We start from the raw sequence: 251 nt of genomic DNA, 5'->3' as shown, positions 1-251 counted from the left end.
GGTCACGAACCCGGCCAGCCGCTGCGCCTGCGCCCGCAACGCCACCTCGGTCTTAGCCGACAGCAGCCACGGCACCAACCCACCCGGTAGTACCGGCGGCTCCTGGCCCGAGCCCGCCGGTGTGTCCTGCGGCGGTTCGAACGGTTCGGCGTCCTGCAGGATCTCGAGCGGTTCGGCCTCTTCCAGGATGAGGTGGGCGTTGGTGCCACTGATCCCGAACGAGGACACCCCGGCCCGCCGTGGTCGGCCGT

General features: G+C 71.3%; 1 protein-coding gene. It reads right to left on the bottom strand.

Annotation, left to right across the window (positions count from 1 at the left end):
- Nucleotides 1-251, bottom strand: a 251-nt coding sequence (locus ACLQ22_RS32110; protein WP_425695621.1) for a ketoacyl-synthetase C-terminal extension domain-containing protein, incomplete at both ends; no start/stop codon positions are given.

The organism is Micromonospora sp. DT178 (genome assembly GCF_049841695.1).
Taxonomy (GTDB): domain Bacteria; phylum Actinomycetota; class Actinomycetes; order Mycobacteriales; family Micromonosporaceae; genus Micromonospora.
The sequence above is the reverse complement of the archived record's forward strand: the minus strand, read 5'-3'. Positions and strand labels throughout refer to the sequence as shown.